The 14,469-nt window shown below is 72.4% G+C and carries 19 protein-coding genes and 1 tRNA gene; 7 read left to right on the top strand and 13 right to left on the bottom strand.

The features are described 5' to 3' along the window. Positions 1–38: 38 nt before the first annotated feature. Positions 39–491, bottom strand: a complete 453-nt coding sequence (locus tag QFZ76_RS25525; RefSeq protein WP_307675921.1) for a peptidoglycan-binding protein — start codon at positions 489–491, stop codon at positions 39–41. Positions 492–802: 311 nt separating this feature from the next. Here QFZ76_RS25525 and QFZ76_RS25520 point away from each other — a divergent pair, with 311 nt between their 5' ends. Together QFZ76_RS25520 and QFZ76_RS25515 are read left to right on the top strand one after the other, a co-directional pair. Then, positions 803–1,600: a peptidoglycan-binding protein gene (locus tag QFZ76_RS25520; protein WP_307675920.1), complete on the top strand. Its 798-nt coding sequence runs from the start codon at positions 803–805 to the stop codon at positions 1,598–1,600. Then, the gene (locus QFZ76_RS25515) at positions 1,597–2,466 is read left to right on the top strand and encodes an XRE family transcriptional regulator (protein ID WP_307675919.1); all 870 of its coding nucleotides are present in this window, start codon (positions 1,597–1,599) and stop codon (positions 2,464–2,466) included. The genes QFZ76_RS25520 and QFZ76_RS25515 overlap by 4 nt, the downstream gene beginning before the upstream one ends. Positions 2,467–2,974: 508 nt before the next feature. Here the strand turns inward: QFZ76_RS25515 and QFZ76_RS25505 are convergent. The 4 genes from QFZ76_RS25505 to QFZ76_RS25490 all read right to left on the bottom strand — a co-directional run bounded on the left by QFZ76_RS25505 (position 2,975) and on the right by QFZ76_RS25490 (position 4,710). Then, positions 2,975–3,059: transfer RNA gene (locus QFZ76_RS25505), tRNA-Ser, on the bottom strand. Between the two features lie 75 nt (positions 3,060–3,134). Continuing rightward, the gene (gene tadA / locus QFZ76_RS25500; protein ID WP_307675918.1) at positions 3,135–3,560 is read right to left on the bottom strand and encodes a tRNA adenosine(34) deaminase TadA; all 426 of its coding nucleotides are present in this window, start codon (positions 3,558–3,560) and stop codon (positions 3,135–3,137) included. Between the two features lie 56 nt (positions 3,561–3,616). Next, a complete protein-coding gene (locus tag QFZ76_RS25495; protein WP_307680125.1) occupies positions 3,617–4,156 on the bottom strand; it encodes a hypothetical protein in 540 nt (179 codons plus the stop codon). A 359-nt stretch (positions 4,157–4,515) separates the two neighbouring features. Further along, on the bottom strand, positions 4,516–4,710 hold the full coding sequence (locus QFZ76_RS25490) for a hypothetical protein (RefSeq protein ID WP_307675917.1): 195 nt from the start codon (positions 4,708–4,710) through the stop codon (positions 4,516–4,518). Between the two features lie 107 nt (positions 4,711–4,817). Here QFZ76_RS25490 and upp point away from each other — a divergent pair, with 107 nt between their 5' ends. Next, a complete protein-coding gene (gene upp, locus QFZ76_RS25485; protein WP_307675916.1) occupies positions 4,818–5,453 on the top strand; it encodes a uracil phosphoribosyltransferase in 636 nt (211 codons plus the stop codon). A 1-nt stretch (position 5,454) separates the two neighbouring features. On the opposite strand, the gene QFZ76_RS25480 is transcribed toward upp, so the two are convergent. From QFZ76_RS25480 to QFZ76_RS25445, 8 genes are all read right to left on the bottom strand, one after another. Further along, on the bottom strand, positions 5,455–6,111 hold the full coding sequence (locus QFZ76_RS25480) for a LytR C-terminal domain-containing protein (RefSeq protein ID WP_307675915.1): 657 nt from the start codon (positions 6,109–6,111) through the stop codon (positions 5,455–5,457). A gap of 99 nt (positions 6,112–6,210) precedes the next feature. Then, entirely contained in the window at positions 6,211–6,507 is a 297-nt protein-coding gene (locus QFZ76_RS25475; RefSeq protein ID WP_003999914.1) for a type II toxin-antitoxin system VapB family antitoxin, read from the bottom strand. Positions 6,508–6,728: 221 nt separating this feature from the next. Next, positions 6,729–6,851, bottom strand: a complete 123-nt coding sequence (locus QFZ76_RS25470) for a hypothetical protein (RefSeq protein ID WP_307675914.1) — start codon at positions 6,849–6,851, stop codon at positions 6,729–6,731. 105 nt (positions 6,852–6,956) lie between these two features. Further along, complete coding sequence (locus QFZ76_RS25465) at positions 6,957–7,301, bottom strand: hypothetical protein (RefSeq protein WP_307675913.1); 345 nt, start codon at positions 7,299–7,301, stop codon at positions 6,957–6,959. Between the two features lie 104 nt (positions 7,302–7,405). Beyond that, positions 7,406–7,999, bottom strand: coding sequence for an HhH-GPD-type base excision DNA repair protein (locus tag QFZ76_RS25460; protein ID WP_307675912.1), 594 nt, complete (start codon positions 7,997–7,999; stop codon positions 7,406–7,408). A 25-nt stretch (positions 8,000–8,024) separates the two neighbouring features. Further along, positions 8,025–8,999: an integrin alpha gene (locus QFZ76_RS25455; RefSeq protein WP_307675911.1), complete on the bottom strand. Its 975-nt coding sequence runs from the start codon at positions 8,997–8,999 to the stop codon at positions 8,025–8,027. Then, on the bottom strand, positions 8,975–9,502 hold the full coding sequence (locus tag QFZ76_RS25450; RefSeq protein WP_307675910.1) for an FG-GAP-like repeat-containing protein: 528 nt from the start codon (positions 9,500–9,502) through the stop codon (positions 8,975–8,977). Before QFZ76_RS25450 ends, QFZ76_RS25455 begins: the two co-directional genes overlap by 25 nt. A 97-nt stretch (positions 9,503–9,599) precedes the next feature. Beyond that, positions 9,600–10,340, bottom strand: a complete 741-nt coding sequence (locus tag QFZ76_RS25445; protein WP_307680124.1) for a siderophore-interacting protein — start codon at positions 10,338–10,340, stop codon at positions 9,600–9,602. Positions 10,341–10,419: 79 nt separating this feature from the next. Here QFZ76_RS25445 and QFZ76_RS25440 point away from each other — a divergent pair, with 79 nt between their 5' ends. From QFZ76_RS25440 to QFZ76_RS25425, 4 genes are read left to right on the top strand one after another with little or no spacing between them, the layout of a single operon-like run. After that, on the top strand, positions 10,420–12,552 hold the full coding sequence (locus QFZ76_RS25440) for a penicillin acylase family protein (protein ID WP_307675909.1): 2,133 nt from the start codon (positions 10,420–10,422) through the stop codon (positions 12,550–12,552). Continuing rightward, positions 12,545–13,156 (top strand): GNAT family N-acetyltransferase, encoded by a 612-nt coding sequence (locus tag QFZ76_RS25435; protein WP_307675908.1) that lies wholly within the window; start codon positions 12,545–12,547, stop codon positions 13,154–13,156. The genes QFZ76_RS25440 and QFZ76_RS25435 overlap by 8 nt, the downstream gene beginning before the upstream one ends. Then, on the top strand, positions 13,153–13,626 hold the full coding sequence (locus tag QFZ76_RS25430; protein ID WP_307675907.1) for a cupin domain-containing protein: 474 nt from the start codon (positions 13,153–13,155) through the stop codon (positions 13,624–13,626). Before QFZ76_RS25435 ends, QFZ76_RS25430 begins: the two co-directional genes overlap by 4 nt. Beyond that, entirely contained in the window at positions 13,623–14,450 is an 828-nt protein-coding gene (locus QFZ76_RS25425) for an SDR family NAD(P)-dependent oxidoreductase (protein ID WP_307675906.1), read from the top strand. The genes QFZ76_RS25430 and QFZ76_RS25425 overlap by 4 nt, the downstream gene beginning before the upstream one ends. Positions 14,451–14,469 lie beyond the last annotated feature (19 nt).

Genomic DNA, 14,469 nt, shown 5'->3' with positions numbered 1-14,469 from the left:
GAGGGGGGCCGCGGCGGGTGTGCGGTCGTCGGATCGGCTCAGCAGCCGGTGGCGTTGAAGTCCCAGAACGCCTCCTTGGTCTCCGGTCCGGCGATCCCATCGACATCAAGGTCGTCGCTGAGCCAGCCGTTCAGGTACCTCTGCAGCGCCTTGATCGTGTTGGGTCCGACGATTCCGTCGATGGAATCGTCGTAGCCGGCCTGGTCCCTGAACTTCCTCTGCGCTGCCTTCCAGCTGTTGGTGCCCAGCTGCCCGTCGATGGTGCCGGGGTTGTAACCCGTGTCGCGCAGCCAGCACTGCCAGTTCTTGGCCCTGGCGGTGTTCAGCCCCAGGTTGACCACCGCGAGCGTGCCGACCTCACCGGTCACCGCCTGCTGCTGGGCTGACGCCGACGCGGGGGCCGCCATGGCCGTGCCTGTGGTCGCCAGGCCGCCGGCGGCGATCCCGACCGCGGCGGTGACACTGACGAGTGCCTTTGTGATGGCTCGCATGCTGTTCCCCTCGATTGACGTGCGCTTGAAGAAGTCGACCGCAGCGGCCGGCTCCGCAACGAGACTGCGGGTTCGGCGGGACGTTGGGCCACAGGTGACACGGAAGTGACCTCATCCCGGGACGTCCCGCGCGCTGACCTGCTGAGATGCCGCCCGCCGAGTCCCTGCGGCGGGACTGCGGCGAGAGGGGGACGGCTGATTCCGCGCCAGGGCGGGGGCGCAGCAGGGCGGGGTGCCCGTGACAGCTGGTGCAGAATGAGACCGGGACACGGGGGCCGGGACCACGGCCCCCAACGCGAGTGGGGGAAAGCGTGTCGCGCTGGAAGGAACTGCCCGCAGAACTGCATCCACACGTCCACCAGTTGATCGTGCGACTGCGCGGAATGAAGGACCGCAGCGAACTGAGCACGCGTCAGCTGACCGCGAAGACCGGGTACAGCGCGAAGTCGTGGCAGCGGTATCTGAACGGCAGGTCTCTGCCGCCCCGGGAGGCCGTCGAGGCGATGGCCCGCATCGGCGGTGACGATCCGGCCCGGTTGCTGTTGATGCACGAGATCGCCGCCCAACGCTGGGCGGAGGGAAGGGCGGTCACTACCGACGCCCCCGAGGACCTCGCCGCGACACCGGCACACACCCTCACGGAGCAGCAGCCGTACGGGCGTCACCTGCGCGTCGCGGTCACGGTGGGAGCCGTGGTCTCGGGGCTGTCCGTCACCGCGGCACTCCTGCTGGCCATGCAGCTCACCGAGGCCCGTGCCCAGCTCGCGCGGGACCGCAGCGATGCCGTCGTGGCGGCCCCGGCCACTGTGACGGAGTCCCTGGTGCCGGTCATCTACACCTGCCGGCTGGAGCAGCGCGACGGCCGCTGGTACGCGGGCCTGAGCCGGACCACGGACATTCCCCTGTCCAACACCCACGTGGGGCTCGAAGTGGCCGAGGCGCAGTGCCTGCTGCGCCGGGCGGGCACTGCGCCAGGGGAGATCGACGGCGTCTTCGGCCCGAAGACGCGGCGAGCGGTCGAGCGCATGCAGAAGCGGAGCGGGCTGGTCGTGGACGGAGTCATCGGCCCGCGCACCTGGCAGGCCCTACGGAAGACGGCGACCACGTGACCGCGGAACACACTCGGCTGGCCGCGGCGCTGCGGGAGCTGCGGGCCGGTGCGGGGCTGAGCCTGGCGGCGCTGGCGGAGCGAACGGCGTACAGCAAGTCCTCGTGGGAGCGTTACCTCAACGGCAAGGGCCTGCCTCCTCGCCAGGCCGTACGGGAACTGTGCCGGCTCGCGAACGAACCGGACGGGCGGCTGCTGGCCCTGTGGGAGATCGCCGAGTCGCACTGGAGCGGACGCGCGGTGGCCCCCGCACCCGCCCCTCCCCCGGACGACTCGCCGCGGCCACATCCTCAGGAGTCGCCGCCGACCGCCGGGACCGGGCGGCGGCGACTGGGCGGGAGCAGGCTCCTGGTGGTGCTGGCGTCGGCGTACACCGTGATCGTCGGTGGTGTTGCGGTCCTGCTGTTCCTGCTGCTGCCGGACTCGGAGGCTCAGGAGGCCGAGCCGCTACCGGCCTCCGTCCCGTTCTCCCTCGCTCCCCAATGCCGCGGAGCCGCCTGCGAGGGCCGGGATCCGATGCGCCTGATCTGCGGCATCGGCCCCGACACCCTCGCCTCGTACCGCACGGCCACCGGCGCCCACATCGAGCTGCGCCACAGCAAGAAGTGCGGTGCCGGCTGGGCCCGGACCTGGGGGACCGAGATCGGCGACCGGGTGGACGTCACGGCAGGCGGCCCGACCCACGACGTGCGCATCAGGAACAAGGACGACGCGGCAACGTTCGTCTATACCGAGATGACCGAAGTCCGTCCCGGCAGCACCGTCCGGGCCTGCTTCCGGCCCGCGTCGGCCGACGGCGAACGCGAGTGCTTCGAGGCCCGCGTGGGCGGGGCCGCCACCACGACCCGGCCGCCCTCACCTCAATAGCCTCAGGCCCTTGGGCGCCTCGATGCCGAAGTCCTCCGCCGGCACGCGGCGGGCCTCCTCCTCGTCCCTCGGCTTCAGCTCGGTGACCGTGCTGTCGGCGCGGGTGCGGCGCCCCGCGTCGGCGAGGAGGAGGTGGAGCCCTACACCATCGAAGAGGCGCAGCGGCTCTTGCGTGCGGCGGACGACTGCCGGAACGCCGCACGGTGGGCCGTCGCGCCGCCCGCCCTCGCAGCAGGACGAACGTGCGGCGGCTGGCGCGGAATGGACGGACGAAGGATGGCCTCGCTACGCCGACCGGGCGGGGCACATCACCCCGGGCGGACTACGACGAGCCGCAATCTCACCGGACTTGGCCGGGGCAGCACCGTTTTGCCCTGCTCGACCGAGACCACACGGAGAACACGTCCACGCCGAGGCTCAGGGCGGCCGAATGGCGCAACTGAGACGGAGACTGAGACGGAAGAGCACGAAGGGCCCGGTCCATCGGACCGGGCCCCTCATCTACCTGCGGTAGCGGAGGGATTTGAACCCTCGGTGACTTGCGCCACACTCGCTTTCGAGGCGAGCTCCTTCGGCCGCTCGGACACGCTACCGAGGGAGACCTTACAGCAAGGTGCGGCGTGGTTTGAAATCCGTTTCCCGGGTCCGCTCCCGGTCCGCGACGCCCGTCAGCGGGAACGGAAGAAGTCGGTGAGGAGCCCGGCGCACTCCTCGGCGAGCACGCCTTCGATCACCTCGGGGCGGTGGTTGAGCCGCCGGTCGCGGACGACGTCCCAGAGGGAGCCGGCCGCGCCCGCCTTCTCGTCGCGGGCGCCGTAGACCACCCGGTCCACCCGGGACTGCACGATCGCGCCCGCGCACATGGTGCAGGGCTCCAGCGTCACGACGAGGGTGCAGCCGGTCAGCCGCCATTCGCCCAGCGCGGCGGCGGCCCGGCGGACCGCCAGCACCTCCGCGTGCGCGGTCGGGTCGCCGGTGACCTCGCGTTCGTTGTGTCCGGCCGCGAGCACGGTCGTGCCGTCCGGGCCCAGTACGACCGCGCCCACCGGCACGTCCGCGCCGGCCCGCCCGGCCTCGTCCAGGGCGAGCCGCATCGCGGCCCGCCAGCGGTCGCGTACCGGGTCGGGTGTCGGTCCCGCGGTCGGTGAGGTCAGCGGACGGCCTCCAGGACCTCCGAGGCGCCGAGGGCCTCGGCGATCTCGGTGACCGCGTCCTCCGACAGCGACTTCAGCTCCTTCTCGCTGACGCCGAGGTCGTCCAGGATCTGGATGTCGCCGACGGGGCCGTGCGGCACGAGTTCGCCGGGGCCGGCGGTCGCTGCCTCCTCCTCGTCCTCCTCGTCCTCGGCCTCGCCGTCCTCGGTGCCGTCGAGGTCGAGGGCGTCCAGGTCGGGCTCGTCGTCGTCCGGATCCCTGCCGAGCAGTTCGTCGGTGAGCAGGATCTCGCCGTACGAACTGCGGGCGGCGGCTGCGGCGTCCGAGACGTAGATACGCGGGTCCTCCTCACCGTCGATGCGGACGACGCCGAACCAGGCGTCCTCCTGCTCGATCAGCACGAGCACCGTGTCCTCGTCGGGAGAGGCTTCCCGGGCCAGGTCGGCCAGATCCGACAGGGTCTCCACATCGTCGAGCTCTGTGTCGCTCGCTTCCCACCCGTCTTCGGTGCGCGCGAGCAGTGCGGCGAAGTACACCGTGACTCTCCCACTGGTCATAGGCGTGCCGGTTGGGGGTCCCCCCGGCGGAGGCTGTGGGCGGGGAGAGCTGTGCTCCGAGCCCACCCACTCGGAATCGTGGCAGAAACATGGCGCTCAGGGGACGTCTTCGGCTCCCTGTGTGTCCGGCTGCCGCCGATCTCATGGCAGCCGAGGGCCCGTCGAGGTCTCACCAGCGCACTCGTTGCCGCCAACAGCGGATCGTACGCGGCCTTCTTGAGCGTCCGCGCACGGCCACCCGCACAACGCGCGACGGCCCCGCGGTCTTCCAACTCGGCTGCCCGGTCGGCGTGTCCCTGCCCTTGCCGGGGGCTTACCGGGGCCTTACCGGCAGCCTTCTACCAGCGGAACGTCCGCATCCGCATCGCGTGCCGCAGGCGGGCCGTCTTGGCACGGCGGGGCTGGACCCGGTCCCGCAGCTCGCGGGCCTCGGCGAGGTCGCGCAGGAACTGGGCGCGGCGGCGTCGGCGCTCGGCGTCGGTCCGTTCGGCCGACGCGTCCTGTCGGGTATCGCGGTCAGGCAGGTCAGGCATAGGTACACCACCCTGGTACGTCCCTTCCACGTTCCCCCTGATGGGGGGTTTGATGCCGACGCACGGGTTAACGGAGCGCGGCACTGTTCCCGGTTACTGTTAGCGCCATGCGCCTCCACGTCGTCGACCACCCTCTGGTCGCCCACAAGCTCACCACGCTGCGCGACCAGCGCACCGACTCCGCGACCTTCCGCCGTCTCGCCGACGAGCTGGTCACCCTGCTCGCCTACGAGGCCACGCGTGACGTGCGTACCGAGCAGGTCGACCTCACCACACCGGTCGCCTCGACCACGGGCGTCAAGCTCTCCCATCCGCGCCCGCTGGTCGTCCCGATCCTGCGGGCGGGCCTCGGCATGCTGGAAGGCATGGTCCGGCTGCTGCCCACCGCCGAGGTGGGCTTCATGGGCATGATCCGCGACGAGGAGACGCTCCAGGCCTCCACGTACGCCACGCGCATGCCGGAGGACCTCTCCGGCCGTCAGGTGTACGTCCTGGACCCGATGCTCGCCACCGGCGGCACCCTGGTCGCGGCGATCCGCGAGCTGATCAAGCGCGGCGCGGACGACGTCACCGCCGTGGTCCTGCTCGCCGCCCCCGAGGGCGTCGAGGTCATGGAGCGCGAGCTCGCGGGCACCCCGGTCACGGTCGTCACCGCCTCGGTCGACGAGCGCCTGAACGAGCACGGCTACATCGTGCCGGGCCTGGGTGACGCGGGGGACCGGATGTACGGGCTGGCCGAGTAGGTCAGCAACTCTTCTTCGACGCGGTGGACGTCGGCTGGGGCGCGGCCAGCTTGGCCAGCGCCCTGTCGGCGTCCGCCTTGCTGTTCAGGTCCTTGAAGGCGTTGCCGATGACCAGGTCGAGCGCGGTGCCCTTGCGGGCGGCGTCCGTGCGGCGCTCGGCCGTGGAGAGCTGGGTCGCGAGGACCGGCAGCGAGGTGGTCAGGGAGGAGGTGGGGCCGAGGAGTACCCCGGTGCCCTTGACCTTCTTGTCGTACTCCTTGGACGCGTTGCCGACGTCCCCGATCTTGAAGCCGCGCTTCTTCAGCTCGTCCGCGGTCTTCTTGGCGAGGCCGCTGCGGGGCGTCGCGTTGAACACGTTGACCGTGATCTGGGAGGGCCTGACCGCGGCCGCGCCGCCGGCGGACGCGGAGGCCGACGCCGACGGGGTCGCCCGGGTGGCGCAGTCCGCCTTGGAACCGGCCGCGGCGGCCTTCTTGCCGCCGCCGGTGAAGACGTCGATGAGCTGCAGGGTGCCCCAGCCGACCAGTCCGAGCGCGGCGACGGAGGCCACCAGCCCGATCAGGAACCTGCCGCGCCGCCGGGGCCGGCGCATGCGGGGGTACTTGTCTCCCTTGATCCGGTACTGGCCGCCCATGCCGGGGGGAGTCAGCATGCTCATGAGCGCAGCGTAGTGCGCTCGGGCGATGATGCCTACTAGATGATCATTGGACGCGGTGCGGGAGGACCCGAAAGGGCCAACCCGCTACCGGCAGGCGGCTCAGTCGAGTTCGAGCACGCGCGCGTGCAGCACCTGGCGCTGCTGGAGCGCCGCGCGCACCGCGCGGTGCAGGCCGTCCTCGAGATACAGGTCGCCCTGCCACTTCACGACGTGCGCGAAGAGGTCGCCGTAGAACGTGGAGTCCTCGGCGAGCAGGGTTTCCAGGTCGAGCTGGCCCTTGGTCGTCACCAGCTGATCGAGGCGGACCGGGCGCGGTGCGACGTCCGCCCACTGCCGGGTGCTTTCCCGGCCGTGGTCGGGGTACGGCCGGCCGTTTCCGATGCGCTTGAAGATCACACGGAAAGCCTACCGGTCATGACCTTCCGGGCGCAGCCATGGAGACGGAGTGCGGGGCTGGAAAAGACGCCGTAAAACAGGGCAAACGGGAACGAGGGTCTGAGATGAGTGACAGGGAAACCGTTTCTCCTGCCGCCGCTTCCGAGGCGCCGGGCCGCCCGGATCGGCACCTGGATCGGCGGAGGCGGTAGGACTTCGCGAGCCCTCCGCCTCCGCTGAGGTCAGCGGCCCTGTTCCTTCGGGGGCCGCTGCGGCTTCGGTTCCTTCGACTCGGGTTTCGGTGCGTTGCGGGCGGCCTCGGCGCGCAGGAGGGCGCGCAGGACCGCGTACGGGTCGATCGCCATGTCGGTGTTCCTTGTTCTCTGCGTTTCTCGGTTCTCGGTTCTCGGTTCTCGGTTCTCGGTTTCCTTGCGTCGTGCTGACGGACCGGAGGGCGGGAGCCGGTTCTGTCAGCAGCGCAGGACCACCGAACGCAGGGCACGCAGAGCGGGCGGGGTGCGCGGCGGCACGGGCAGGGGCCGGGCGGCCGGGGTGGCGGGCGGCGCCTGCGGGAAGGGCGCGGGCCGCAGCGGTGCGACGGGACGGCCGGATCCCCGGGTGACCGGTCGCAGCACGGTGTCCAGGACGTCGTACTCGAAGACCGCCGAGCCGCCCTCGGCCGCCACCGCGGAGGCGGGGACCGTCTGTGCGCCCGCGTGCGCGCCCGGCACGAACAGGGCGAGCAGCAGGACGAGCACCCGCAGCCAGGCACGCCGACGGGCGGGTCCGAGGGCTGTTCGTGCGGCGGTGCTCACGGGAAGTCATCTCCCCGTGCGGCGTACGCGATTCATCCCACCGGCGGCGAGAACCGCCCGCTCGGCCTACATCCCGGGCCCGCCGGGCCACCCGTATGGCGGCGCTACTTCCCGGCGGCCTTCGCGGTCTTCGCCGCCGCCTTCATCTCCTGCTTGTGCGCGCGGACCTTGGTCAGCGACTCGGGGCCGGTGATGTCGGCGACGGAACGGAAGGACTTCGGCTCGCCGTAGGCGCCGGCGGCCTCGCGCCAGCCCTTGGGCCGCACGCCGAGCTGCTTGCCGAGCAGCGCGAGGAAGATCTGTGCCTTCTGTTTGCCGAAGCCGGGCAGCTCCCCGAGGCGTCGCAGCAGTTCCGGGCCGTCGGCCACGCCCTTCCAGACGAGCTCGGCGTTCCCGTCGTAGTGCTCGACGAGGTACTGGCACAGCTGCTGGACGCGCTTGGCCATCGACCCCGGGTAGCGGTGCACGGCCGGCTTCTCCGACAGGAGCGCGGCGAAGGCCTCCGGGTCCTGTGCGGCGATCTCGTGCGCGTCCAGGTCGTCGGCGCCGAGCCGGTCCGCGATCGTGCGGGGCCCCTTGAACGCCCACTCCATCGGAACCTGCTGGTCCAGCAGCATCCCGACCAGAGCGGCGAGCGGGGAGCGCCCGAGGATCTCGTCGGCCTCGGGGTCCTGGGCGAGGTGAAGAGTGACGTCCATGACCCCGATCATGCCCCTGTGCGCCTCAGCTCTCCACGTGAGGGCTGGTCAGCGCCGCGCCGAAGTACCCCTTCACGCCGCGCACGGTGATGCCGGCGCTCTTGCCGCAGAGGCTGACCGAGCCCTTCAGGACGGGGCCGGCACTCGAGCCGCGGGCGATCCAGAGGCAGCCGTCGCTGTTCTCGGTGGGGGCGCCGACCACGGTCTCGGCCCTGCCGTCCTTGTTGAGGTCGGCGAGGTGGACGGCGGCGCCGAACCCGTCGCCGGTCTCGGCGGCGCCGGGGACGTTCGCCGTGTCCTGGGTGTAGCCGGCCGCCTTGGCGGTGGTCAGGCCGGTGGCGGAGCCGCGCAGCAGGACGGCCGCGCCCGCCGAGGCGCGGGTGCCGACGGCTTCCTCGGGGGAGCCGACGAGGACGTCCGTGTAGCCGTCGGCGTTCACGTCGCCGAGGCTCAGCGACTGGCCGAACCGGTCGCCCCACTCCGCGGTGCCGGGGACGCCTGCCGTGTCCTGGTGGAAGACCTTGGGCTTGTGAGCGGCGGTGATGCCCTGGGCGCTGCCGTACAGGACCTGGATCTCGCCGCCCTTGCGGGCGGCGCCGGGAGTGTTGAAGTAGGACTGGTCGCCCGCGACGCCGGTGACCAGGTCGCCGTAGCCGTCGCCGTTGAGGTCGCCGATCCGGCCCGCGTGGCCGTCGGCGTAGGGCAGTTCGACGGGCCAGGTCTCGCGGGAGTTCTCGGCGTCGGGGGCCCCGCTGTCGAGGTCCACCGGGCCGCGGATGTCGCCGTCGGTGGGGCCGGCCAGGTAGAAGCGCTCCGCCCTGCCGTCGCCGTTGACGTCGCCCATCACCACGCCGCGGGCGTTGACCCGCCACTCGAGGTAGCGGGAGGCGGAGCCGCCGGTGCGGGTGAAGGGCCCGCTGTAGGAGGAGACCGAGCAGCCCGAGCCGATGCCGGCCTCGGGAGCGCCGTCGCCGTTCATGTCGCCGGTGGCCAGGGACATGCCGAAGCGGCAGTGCCGTCCCCGAACCCGGCGGGCGGGGCGATGTTCGCGCCGCCCTTCAGCCCGTTCGGTCCGCCCCATACGACGGTCACGGAGCCCCGGGACTCGATGCCGCGGACGTCCTCGCGGGGTGTGCCGACGAGCAGATCGGCGTAGCCGTCCCGGTCCAGGTCGGCGGTGGCCACCGTGGTTCCGAACTCGTCCCACTTCTCCGGCTCGCCGGGGACCCCCGCCGTCGCCTGGGTGATGACCGTCCGGCGGGTTGCGCTGACCGAGGACTTCGACCCGTACAGCACGACGACCGAGCCGGCTTCCTCCACCGTGCCGTTGGCCGCGTGCGGCGCGCCCACGGCGAGGTCGCGGTAGCCGTCGCCGTTGAAGTCGTCCTGGACGGCGGCGGTGTTGGCGCCCTTGTAGGGGGCGGCGGCGGACGACGTCATCGGGGTGAGCGTGACGCCTGCGACTGCCGTGAGCAGGGCGGTCGCCAAGACTGCTCTGCGCAACGGGGCTCCTGGGTCGTGCGGCAACAGATGTCCCACACGACTCACAGGTCACGCGAAGGGTTGTACGTACGGCGCGGGTCTACAGGCCGAAAGATGGTCAGCCGGCCCGCCAGTACCCCAGCGCGTGCACCCGCTGCTTGGGCAGCCCGAGCTCCTTGCGGACGTACGACGACAGGGTCCGGGTCGTCGCCGTGTCGCAGGCGATCCAGACGTACGGCTCCGGGCTGGCCTTCAGGAGGTCGGGCAGGGCCGCCTTGACCTGGGCGACGAGGTGGGCGCCGGAGTCCTGCCGGGGCACGGGGCGTACCACGGGGCGTACGTCGTGCCGGGCGGGGGTGGTGCGGAAGGGGAGGCCGTCCAGGGTCTCCGTGCTCTCGAACCAGACGGTCGCCGGGGCGGGAGCGAGCGCGTCGAGGAGGGAGTTGAGCGCGGGCAGCGAGGCCGGGTCGCCGATCGCGAAGACGTGCGAGGGCTCGGGGTCGGGCCGCCGGAAGTCGGTGCCGTGGACGGTCGCCTCGATGGTGTCGCCGGGCTTCGCCGTCCGCGCCCAGTCGCTGGCGCACCCCTCGTGGAGGGCGAACTCCAGGCTGAAGGTGCCGGCCGCGGGGTCGGGGTCGACCAGGGTGTAGGCGCGCTGGTGCGGTGTGCCCGCGTTGTCGAACCAGAGCCGCACCCACATCGTCGGGTGGACGCCGGTCGCCGCCAGCATGCCGCCGTCGGTGAGGTGGACGCGCCGGTAGTGCCCGGTGACGTCCTCCGCGCCGGTCACGGTGAAGACGAAGTCCTTCGCACGCAGCAGTTTGAGGACCGCGCCCTCCCAGCCGTGCCCCTGCCCCATCGCGTGTTCACCCTTCGCGTACGATTCCACCACCATTTACTTAGGCAAGCCTAACCTAAAGAACAGAAGGGGCACAGGGGTGATCACCGAGATCTACCGCGACGCCTGGGGCATCCCCCACCTCCGCGCCGGCAGCGCGCGTGCACTCGCCCGTGCCCAGGGCCTGGTCACCGCCCGCGACCGGGCCTGGCAGCTGGAGGTCGAGCGGCACCGCGCACAGGGCACCTCGGCCGCCTTCCTCGGCACCGAGGCCCTCGCCTGGGACCGGTTCGCGAGACGGGCCCGCCTCGACGACACGGCCGCACGCTGCTTCACCGCCCTGGAGAGACAGGACCCGGAGACGGCCGACTGGGTGCGGGCGTACGTCGAGGGCGTGAACGAAGGGCTCGCGCGCACCGAGGCACCCGAGTTCGCCCGGGTCGGCCTCGCCCCCGGCCGCTGGGAGCCCTGGACCCCGCTCGGCGTCTGGCTCGCCACGCACATCCTCTTCGCCGGCTTCCCCGCCAAGCTCTGGCGCGAGCAGGTCGTCCGGCACCTGGGAGCGGACGCCGTCCGGCTGTTCGCCACCGACGGCCCCGGCACCTCGGGCAGCAACGGCTGGCTGGTCGGCGGCGAGCGCACCACCACCGGCGCGGCGGTCATCGCCGGCGACCCGCACCGCTTCATCGAGGACCCGGGCGTCTACCAGCAGATCCACCTGTCCTGCCCGGAGTTCGACGTCGTCGGCCTCGCCGTCCCCGGTATCCCCGGCATCGCCCACTTCGGCCACACCGGCACGGTCGCCTGGGCCATCACCAACGCCATGGCCGACTACCAGGACCTCTACCGCGAGCGCCTGCGCCGCACCGGCGCCGGCATCGAGGCGCTCGGCCCGGACGGCGTCTGGCGCCGGGCCGCCCGGCACACGGAGACCGTGGAGGTGGCGGGGGAGGAGCCGGTCGAGGTCGAGGTGATCGAGACCGACCGCGGGCCGGTGATCATCGGCGGTCCCGAAGGTCTCCCGGAAGGCCTCGACGACGGCGTGCTCGACGACGGCGTGCTCGACGACTCCGGCGCGCCGGCCGACTCCGTCACGCCCCTCGCCGTCAGCCTCCGCTACCCGCCCCGCGTCACCGGGGACCTCGGCTTCGGCGCCCTGCTCCCCCTGCTGCGGGCCCGCACGGTGGGCGAGGTGGACCAGGCCTTCGACGCATGGGCCGAGCCCGTGAACGTCGTCCAGGCCGCCGACACCGAGGGCGGCCTGCTGCACCGCGTCGCGGGCCGGGTGCCGCTGCGCTCCGAGGCCAACCGCACCCGACTGGTCCGGGCCTGGGAACCCGGCCACGACTGGCGGGGCTGGCACGAGACGCCCCGCGCTGGCCTCACCGACGGCATCGCCGTGATGGCCAACCAGCGCGGCCCGGCGGCCCCCCTCGGCGTCGAGTTCGCGGCGACCCACCGGGCCGACCGCATCACCGTCCTCCTCAGGGAGAAGGACCGCTGGTCGCCCGCCGACATGCCGGTGATCCACACGGACACCCATCTCGCCTCCGCCGTACCGCTGCTGGACCACCTGGAAGCGCTGGACGGCCTGACCCCCGAGGCCGCCGCCCTGCGGGACACCCTCCTGCGCTGGGACCGCCACATGGACGCCGGCAGCAGCGACGCGGCCGGGTACGCGGCGGTGCGCGGTGCCGTCGTACGGCAGCTCGCGGCGCACCCGGCGTTCGCCGCGCTGACCTCTCCCCCTGCCTATCCGGAGGTCTTCCTGCCGTGGCTCGCGCTCGTCCCGCGGGTGGGCTTCGCGCTGGAACACCTGCTGCGGGCCGAGGAGTTGTACGGCATCGACCGCGCGGAGGCCGTGCGCGCGGCCGTGGAGGAGGTGGCGGCCTCGGGCGACCTGCCCGCCACCTGGGGTGACACCCACCGCCTGGCCCCCTGGCGGGCGCTGACCGGCACGTCGTACGAGGAGCCCGGCCTGTCCGGCGATCACGACTGCGTGCTGTGCACCTCCCCCGTGCCCGGCTGGACCGATCTGAGTGCGCGCGGCCCGGCCGCCCGTTACGTGTGGGACCTGGCCCGGCGCGAGGACAGTCTGTGGGTGGTCCCGTTCGGCGCCTCGGGCGTCCCCGGCTCGGCCCATCACCGTGACCAACTCCCCTTGTGGCTCAAGGGCGATCTCGTACCGGTCGTCACCGACTGGACCCTGATGAAGAAGGAGACCGATGTCTGAGGCGTACGCCCCCACCCGCGAGCCCGTCCACGAGCAGACCGTCGCCGGCTTCGGCACCGTCCGTGTCCTGCCCCTCGACGCGCACGCCGACGCCGAGGTCGTCCACGCCTGGGTGAGCGAGCAGCGGGCCTCCTTCTGGGGCATGAACGGCCTGAGCAAGGAGCAGGTCGAGGAGATCTACGCGCACCTGGACACCCTCGACACCCACCACGCCTACCTGGTGGAGAAGGACGGCGAACCGGTCGCGCTCCTCCAGACCTACGAGCCGGAGGCGGACCGCGTCAGCGAGTGCTACGAGGTGCGGCCCGGCGACATAGGCGTCCACCTGCTGCTGGCGCCCGCCGGACAGGAGGGCGCGCGTCCCGGCTGGTCCTCGGCGCTGCTGACCGCCGTCACGTCGTACGTGCTGCTGGGCCAGGGCCGCACCCGGGTCGTGGTCGACCCCGACGTGCGCAACGAGAAGGCGATCGCTCGCTTCCTGAAGCAGGGCTTCGAGGCGGGCCCGGCGGTCGTGCTGCCGGAGATCGACATCCCGGACGTGTACCTGCCGGAGAAGCACGCCCAACTCGCCTTCCTGAGCCGGGAGGTAGCCTTCCCGGCATGACACCGGACGACCTCGTCGCCCACTACGGTCTGGAGCCCATCCCCCGCGAGGGCGGGCTCTTCCGACGCACGTGGGCAGGACCGGAAGGCACGGACGGCCGCCCTCGGGGAACGGCGATAGTCGCCCTTCTCACCTCGGACGACCACTCGGCCCTGCACCGCCTGCCCCACGACGAGATCTGGCACTTCTACCTGGGCGCCCCGCTGGAACTCCTCCTCCTGGCCCCCGACGGGACGTCGAGCACACCCGTCCTGGGCCCGGACGTCCTCGGCGGCCAGCACCCCCAGCTGACCGTCCCCGCCGGCACCTGGATGGGCGCACGGGTCGCCGCGGACGGCGACTGGACCTTCTTCGGCTGCACGATGGCCCCCGGATTCACCTACGAGGACTACGAGCACGGGAACGAGGCCGAGCTGACGGCGCGTTACCCGGCCGAGGCCGCCCGGATCGCGGGACTGTGCCGTCCATGAGACTCCTCGAAGGGCATGTGGCACTGGTCACCGGCGCGGGCGGCGGCATCGGACGGGGCATCGCCCTGCGGTTCGCCGAGGAGGGCGCGGCGGTGGCCCTGCACTGCCGTACGGCGGTGCAGGCGGCGAGCGAAGCGGCCACCCGCATCCGGGACCTGGGCGGGCGGGCCGTCGTGCTCCAGGCGGACCTGGCCGACGAGGACGCCTGCGGGGGCCTGGTGCGGGAGGCCTCGGAATGGGGCGGGGGCCGGCTGACGGCCCTGGTCAACAACGCGGGCGTCCAGCCGACGCGGGCGCTGGCCGGGATGACGGTGGCTGAGTGGCGGGCGGTCGTGGACATGAACCTGTCGAGCGTGTTCGCGTGTACGCAGGCGGCGGTTGAGGTGATGCGGGAGTCGGGAGGGGGAACGGGAGGGTCCTCCGGGTCTGGTCCCGGCTCCGGCTCCGGCTCCGGCTCCGGTTCCGGTTCCGGTTCCGTGACGCATATCGCGTCCATCGAGGCGAGTCACCCGGCCCTCGACCACGCCCACTACTCCGCCTCCAAGGCGGCCGTGGTGATGCACGCCCGGGCGGCGGCCCTCGAGTACGGCCCCTACGGCATCCGCGTCAACACCGTCTCGCCCGGCCTGATCGACCGGGAGGGGCTGGCGGAGGCCTGGCCGGAGGGCGTACGGCGATGGGAACGGGCGGCGCCGCTCGGGCGGCTGGGGCGCCCGGAGGACGTGGGTGACGCGTGCGTGTTCCTGGCGTCGCCGCTCGCGTCCTGGGTCACCGGGCAGGACCTCGTGGTGGACGGTGGGGTGACGGCGCGGCCCACGTGGTGAGCGGCGCCACGGCCTGCTC

Source organism: Streptomyces sp. V4I2, assembly GCF_030817655.1.
GTDB classification, from domain to species: domain Bacteria; phylum Actinomycetota; class Actinomycetes; order Streptomycetales; family Streptomycetaceae; genus Streptomyces; species Streptomyces plumbiresistens.
Note: the sequence above shows the minus strand (reverse complement) of the source record. Positions and strands in the feature narration are given on the sequence as shown.

Coding starts and splice junctions, on each gene's coding strand:
- QFZ76_RS25525 (WP_307675921.1), bottom strand. CDS start 491: ATGCGAGCCATCACAAAGGCACTCGTCAGTGTCACCGCCGCGGTCGGG.
- tadA (WP_307675918.1), bottom strand. CDS start 3,560: ATGCGGCTCGCCCTGGACGAGGCCGGGCGGGCCGGCGCGGACGTGCCG.
- QFZ76_RS25490 (WP_307675917.1), bottom strand. CDS start 4,710: ATGCCTGACCTGCCTGACCGCGATACCCGACAGGACGCGTCGGCCGAA.
- upp (WP_307675916.1), top strand. CDS start 4,818: ATGCGCCTCCACGTCGTCGACCACCCTCTGGTCGCCCACAAGCTCACC.
- QFZ76_RS25480 (WP_307675915.1), bottom strand. CDS start 6,111: ATGAGCATGCTGACTCCCCCCGGCATGGGCGGCCAGTACCGGATCAAG.
- QFZ76_RS25470 (WP_307675914.1), bottom strand. CDS start 6,851: ATGGCGATCGACCCGTACGCGGTCCTGCGCGCCCTCCTGCGCGCCGAG.
- QFZ76_RS25460 (WP_307675912.1), bottom strand. CDS start 7,999: ATGGACGTCACTCTTCACCTCGCCCAGGACCCCGAGGCCGACGAGATC.
- QFZ76_RS25455 (WP_307675911.1), bottom strand. CDS start 8,999: ATGTCCCTGGCCACCGGCGACATGAACGGCGACGGCGCTCCCGAGGCC.
- QFZ76_RS25445 (WP_307680124.1), bottom strand. CDS start 10,340: ATGGGGCAGGGGCACGGCTGGGAGGGCGCGGTCCTCAAACTGCTGCGT.
- QFZ76_RS25435 (WP_307675908.1), top strand. CDS start 12,545: ATGTCTGAGGCGTACGCCCCCACCCGCGAGCCCGTCCACGAGCAGACC.
- QFZ76_RS25430 (WP_307675907.1), top strand. CDS start 13,153: ATGACACCGGACGACCTCGTCGCCCACTACGGTCTGGAGCCCATCCCC.
- QFZ76_RS25425 (WP_307675906.1), top strand. CDS start 13,623: ATGAGACTCCTCGAAGGGCATGTGGCACTGGTCACCGGCGCGGGCGGC.